Below are 5,734 nucleotides of genomic sequence, written 5' to 3'. Positions count from 1 at the left end.
CATCGGGACCGACCGGCGAGGCCAGCAGCGGGTTCATGTTGTTCTTGGCGTCAGGGCCGGCGTAGGTTGCTTCCAGATCGATGATGTCGCGCAGGAAGATTTTGCCCTCGTTGAGTTCGTCGCGCCAGATGATGATGGCCTGGAACGTCAGCGGGCTTTCGCACAAGCCAGCGATCATCGCCTCGCGGCCAGCTTCGATGCGCTTGGCAATGGCGATTTCGCCTTCGCGCGACAACAGCTCGACCGTGCCCATCTCGCGCAGATACATGCGCACGGGATCATCGGTGCGCTCGCCGGGCTCGGATTTCTTGACCTCGGTGACAGCCTTTGCGGTGACCTCGACCAGCTCGTTGTCGGTCTCGTCCTCGGCCTCTTCCTTGCTTTCTTCCTCGCTGTCGGCGTCCTCGGCCTCGGAAACGTTGATGCCCATGTCGGAGAGCATCGACATGATGTCCTCGATCTGCTCGGGCGATGTGGTGTCGGAGGGGAGCACTTCATTGAGCTGATCGAAGGTCACGAAGCCGCGCTTCTTGGCCTGCTTGATCATCTTCTTGACGGCTGCATCGGAAAGGTCGAGCAACGGCGAAGGGGCTTCGGCTGAATCCTTTTCAGGAGCGTCCGCTGCCTTGTCGTCCTTTTCCTTGTCCTTTACCTGCAGCGTCTTTGCCTTGCTGGCCATTCATCGCTCCCAAAACGCGCTCATGCAGGATACGTCACCGCGCCCGCCTGAAACTCTTGAACTCACTCGTGACGCGGAAAGGGCGGCGCAAACCTTCGCCACCCCTGATCTCTCTCGTCGGATTTCGACCTGTTCGCCCCGCCGCACAATTTCCAAAAGCTTGATGCCGGTCTTGCGATCAGAATGCGCGTCAGTTTCTCCGACGCTTTTTCCGATGCCGAACCGGCCTCGACTTTGCTTCAAAATGCTACGGGACCTCTTAAGCTTCGATTAACCTTGTTTTTGCCGCCAAACCAAGGATTTGGCGAGTCCTTTCGCGGTTCCGACAGCCGCCGTCCGCATGATTTTTCAAATCAGACGCTCCGCTGGAACCGGCCCGAAGATTCGCCAAATCCCTCGATCAAGGCCTCGGTGCCGTCGACTTCCGCCATCCGGGTCTTGACGTCTCGCAGCCACGTCAAATTCGCCTCGCTCGCCTCCTCGCCCAAAGCCAGCTCGGCATCCTTCAATTCCCTAAGTAATGAGTGCCACTGACGATGCAAGGAGACCAGCTGGCGCCAGGTGGAAAGAACGTCCTCGCGGCCAGCCTCGGCCTTGGCGCCCCATACCGCCCCGGTCGTGATTGCCCGCTCAACCCTTTGAAGAATCTGCAAAAATCCGCCAGCCTCGAGATCGGCGCGCATTTTCTCGGCCTGTTCGGTGGGCTCCGGACTGTGGTGATGGTCGTTGGCAAAGGCCGCGATGATGCCGGCGCGCAGCCTGTGCGCTTCCGGATGGGCCATTTCCAGCGCCGCTACCTCTTCGAGGTGGTCGTGCAGAAGCCAGGGATGATTAACCAGGGTCTGCAGGATCAGCGCCTCGCGCCGGGACAGCGCGCTGCGCTGGCCGCGCATGATCGGGCTTAACGCAAGCTGCGGACTTGCCGCCTGATACGGACCTCGGTGGATCGTCTGGCTGGCGGCTGACGATTGTGGGCGGCCGCGCGGCTCGAATCGGCCGCTCGCTCCCGGCGTGAACGATCCACGCGAGCCGAACCGCCGCGCTGATTCTGCGCCAGAGTTGCGAAAATTGCCGCGGCTATATCCATTGCGCGCGATATCAGGTGCGAAGGTCCGCTGCAGCCGTTCGCTGAGATCCTGACGATAATAGCGCCGCACCACTTCATCGCGGATGCCATTACTGAGTTCGCCGATCCGTGACTCCAGCGCCGCGCGCCGCTCGGGAGTGGCGAAGCTGCCGCCCTCGATTTCGCGCGACCAGATCACGTCGGCGAGCCCCCGCGCAGCCGATATCACTTCCTCGATCGCGACGCGGCCACCCGAGCGCGCGAGATCGTCGGGGTCCTGCCCTTCCGGCAACAGCGCGAAGCGCAGGCTCTTGCCGGGTTTGAGATGAGGCAGCGCCAGATCGGCGGCGCGCCATGCCGCCTTTTGGCCGGCCTTGTCGCCGTCGAAACAGAGGATCGGCTCATCCACCATCTTCCACAACAGCGCGAGCTGGTTTTCCGTCAGTGCTGTGCCGAGCGGCGCGACGCTGGCCGCAAATCCAGCTCCGACCATGGCGATCACGTCGACATAGCCTTCCACTACAACCAGCGGCGCGCCGTTATGGGTGGCAAGCCGTGCCGCCGGGAGATTGTAGAGATTGTCGCCCTTGTGAAACAGCGGGGTTTCCGGCGAGTTCATGTACTTGGCCGGAACGTCTTTCTCCAGAGCGCGGCCGCCGAACGCGATCACCCTTCCGCGCAAATCCGTAATCGGAAACATTACGCGGTCGCGGAAGCGATCGTAGGGTACGGGAATGTCGTCGGCGGCGACCAACAATCCCGCTTCCACCATGTCCTCGACCGGGATGCCTTGCGAGCCGAGGTGCTCTTTCAACGCGAAGCGTTCGCCGGCGGCATAGCCGAGCCGAAACTGCAGTTGCACCGAAGGCGAAATGGCGCGATCAGCGAGATAGCCCCGCGCCTTGGCGCCGTGTCTTGAGGCCAAGGTGTCAGCAAAGAATTTCGCCGCCAGCTCCATCACATCGTAGAGCGTCTTGCGGCGCTGCTCGTGACGCGCGGCATCAGGAGTAGCGGCGGGCAGTGCCACGCCGGCCATAACAGCAAGGCGCTCGACCGCTTCGGTGAAGCCGACGCCTTCGGTCTCCATCAGGAAGGAAATGATGTCGCCGTGCTTGCCGGAGGAGAAGTCGTGATAAAATCCCTTCTGGTCGTTGACAGTGAACGACGGCGATTTCTCCTGCTGAAACGGCGACAGGCCTTTCCATTCCCGCCCTGCCCGCTTCAACTTCACGCGCCGACCCACGACTTCCGAGACCGGAAGCCGGGCGCGCAGATCATCGAGGAATTGGGGTGTAAAGCGCATATCTGGATGTTGCCGTGAGTCGGGGCCTGTCTATCAGTAACATTTCGGTCAACCGATCATGCATACAGCTTGCGCGGCGTCGACGAGGCGGATTATCGGCCTTCTCCCGGCTATTCACAGGGGCTAGAAAGGCGCTACCCGCCGAGCCGTTCCCATCCACCCGTCGTCCCGGGCGCGCGCCTCGCCCGCCAACCAGCAGCATCGCGAACCGCGATCGGCTCGTTCGCCCTGAAATGAAAGCAAGCATGAGTTTGCAACACAACACCACATCGGCGCTGCTCGAAAAAGACGAGGTCGCGCCGGTTCACGAAGCCAATGCCTCCGGACTCTCGCCGCTCCTTTTGACCTGCGATCACTATGGCCGGGCCATTCCGCGCGTTCTCGGCGATCTCGGTCTCGGCGAAGGCGACCTTGCGCGCCATATCGCCTGGGACATCGGGATCGCCGGTGTCGCCGAGGCGCTTTCAAACGAGCTCGACGCACACCTGATCGCGCAGCGCTATTCGCGGTTGGTGATCGATTGCAACCGTCCGCCGCACGTCGCAAGCTCGATTGCGCGCATCAGCGAAGCGACGCCCATACCAGGCAACGAAAACATCGATGCCGAAGCGGCCCTGGCGCGGCGGCAATCGATCTTCGATCCGTACCACCGCCGTATCGCCGAGGTGATCGATCGGCGCAGGCGCTCAAATATTCCGACGGTACTGGTATCGCTGCACAGCTTCACGCCGATTTACGCCGGAGTGGCCAGACCATGGCACGTCGCTCCGCTCTACCTTCATGATACGACGCTGCCGCCGCTGTTGCTCAAGCTGCTGCGCGCCCAGCCTGATCTGGTGGTCGGCGATAACGAGCCTTATTCGGTCAGCGATCAGACCGACTACACCATTCTGGTGCACGGCGAAAAGCGCGGGATCGTGAATAGCGCGATCGAAATCCGCCAGGACCTGATCGCCGATCAGGCCGGGCAGCGAAAATGGGCCGAGCGGTTGGCGCGGATCTTTGTCGAGATCGAACAGACGTTGCGCGCCCAGCGAGTGACCTAGCCAACGATCATCGCGCGCGCGTCAGCGCGAGCCAAATGCCGCCGCCGATCATGAAGCTGCCGGAGATACGCGATAGCAGCCGGTTCCGCTTCGCCGAGAAAAACAGGCGGGCACGGCCGGCCAGCAGCGCGTAGATCGTATCGGTGACCGCGCCGGTGACCATGAACGTGACGCCAAGCAGCGCCACCTGCGTGATGTGGTCCTTGCTCATGTCCATGAACTGCGGAATGAACGCGCCAAAGAACACCAGCACCTTGGGGTTTGACAGCAACACTACAAAGCCTTGCAGGAAGAAGCCGCCGCGCGGCGGCGGTGGTGGCGCGTCGGCATCGACCGCTTCGGCAGGCGCGCGGATCAGTTTGATGCCGAGCCATACGAGGTAGGCGGCGCCGGCAAAGCGCACCCAGTCGAACCAATAGCCCATCGTCGCCATCAGGGAGGTCAGGCCGACGGCCACGATGCCGATCACGATGGTGAGGCCAGCCTGGACACCGGCGATATTGGTCAGGGCAGCGCGGGTGCCGTGCCGCAGGCCATTGGCGATGACGAGCGTGACGACGGGCCCCGGCAACAGCGCGAGCGCGATGCAGGCGGCGACAAAGGCGAGATAAAGCTGAAGCGACATGAGGGACTCGCGCTTTTGATGGCGTGATGCCGGGACGGTCCCGGCCATCCACGTCTAGCCGGAAATCGCCCCGGTAAGAAGGCGTCGATCCCGGCAAATTCAGGCAAGCCGGCTTCACGTTTTCGCCGAGCGCTTCAGCGCCCGTCCATCGCTGCCACCATCCAGCGGCCGATCTCGCGCGAGCCAAGCAATTCCATCGCGATCTTCTGAATGCGCGGAACAGTGGAGTTGCCCTGAGCTACCGCCACCAGCAAGTCGCAGCGCCGCGAAACCGCGATTCCCACGGCACTATGCTCCGAACCATCGGCCAGCCGTAAATCGTACGGCCTCAATCGGCCGGGCATGTCGGCGACCCGGATTGTCCGCCCCGATTCAAGCGGCGCAAACCGTTGACTGATCAAATCGAGATCGACGACGCGGTCGACTTCGTCGTCATCGGTGACGCCGCGGTCGCAATTGCAAAATCCGATCTTCGGCCGCACGTACAACTCGATCTCACCGCCGCAGCCATCGTCGGTGCACCGGAAGGCGCGCCCGGCGGGCCAGCCATCACGCGGGAACGGCCAGGCGATTTCCCGCCAGGTTTCGAGATCCGAGCGCGCATGCTGGTCGCCGGCGAAGCTGCCCAGAATACCCAGGGAAGCCGCGACCGCGATCAGCACTCGGCGCATCTGACGTTTTCCGTTACGGGAGTCCGGCAACCGCGCGTGCAGGGCCGGTCAGTTCGAGGATATGCAGGCCAGTGTTGGCGCGATCGACGATATAGATGTAGCCGCGCTCATCGGTTTCGACGTTGTTGGTCTGGATCACGATCTTGCACCTGTCCTTGCCATCGATACTCACGCAGCGTTTGTCGGTCGCCGCCGTAATCGAGGGAATGAAATAGCCGACCTCGGCCGGATGATAGGGATCGCGAATGTCGAGCGCGCGCACGCCGGCATTGAAGAAGGCGATGAACGCCATTTTCTTGTAGTAGACCGGCGCCATGCTCTCGTTGGACGAGTGCGATCCGAAC

General features: G+C 62.3%; 5 protein-coding genes and 1 pseudogene. 1 reads left to right on the top strand and 5 read right to left on the bottom strand.

Annotated elements, in window-relative coordinates:
- Both VJV58_RS13530 and dnaG read right to left on the bottom strand, forming a co-directional pair.
- Positions 1–679 (bottom strand): RNA polymerase sigma factor region1.1 domain-containing protein (locus VJV58_RS13530; protein ID WP_324137858.1); only part of this gene is annotated, 679 nt, incomplete at its 3' end.
- A 353-nt stretch (positions 680–1,032) separates the two neighbouring features.
- Positions 1,033–3,048, bottom strand: coding sequence for a DNA primase (dnaG, locus tag VJV58_RS13525; RefSeq protein WP_324137857.1), 2,016 nt, complete (start codon positions 3,046–3,048; stop codon positions 1,033–1,035).
- A gap of 245 nt (positions 3,049–3,293) precedes the next feature.
- Here dnaG and VJV58_RS13520 point away from each other — a divergent pair, with 245 nt between their 5' ends.
- A complete protein-coding gene (locus VJV58_RS13520; RefSeq protein WP_324137856.1) occupies positions 3,294–4,094 on the top strand; it encodes an N-formylglutamate amidohydrolase in 801 nt (266 codons plus the stop codon).
- Between the two features lie 7 nt (positions 4,095–4,101).
- Here VJV58_RS13520 and VJV58_RS13515 read toward each other — a convergent pair whose 3' ends face one another.
- The 3 genes and pseudogenes from VJV58_RS13515 to VJV58_RS13505 form a co-directional block, all read right to left on the bottom strand.
- Entirely contained in the window at positions 4,102–4,719 is a 618-nt protein-coding gene (locus VJV58_RS13515; RefSeq protein ID WP_324137855.1) for a LysE family translocator, read from the bottom strand.
- Between the two features lie 134 nt (positions 4,720–4,853).
- Positions 4,854–5,390 (bottom strand): hypothetical protein, encoded by a 537-nt coding sequence (locus tag VJV58_RS13510; protein WP_324137854.1) that lies wholly within the window; start codon positions 5,388–5,390, stop codon positions 4,854–4,856.
- Positions 5,391–5,403: 13 nt separating this feature from the next.
- A pseudogene (locus tag VJV58_RS13505) lies at positions 5,404–5,734 on the bottom strand (hypothetical protein); the annotation flags it as partial.

The sequence above is a fragment of the Bradyrhizobium sp. genome (genome assembly GCF_035273305.1).
In the GTDB taxonomy this organism is placed as follows: domain Bacteria; phylum Pseudomonadota; class Alphaproteobacteria; order Rhizobiales; family Xanthobacteraceae; genus Bradyrhizobium.
This window is presented reverse-complemented; position numbering and strand designations above follow the sequence as displayed.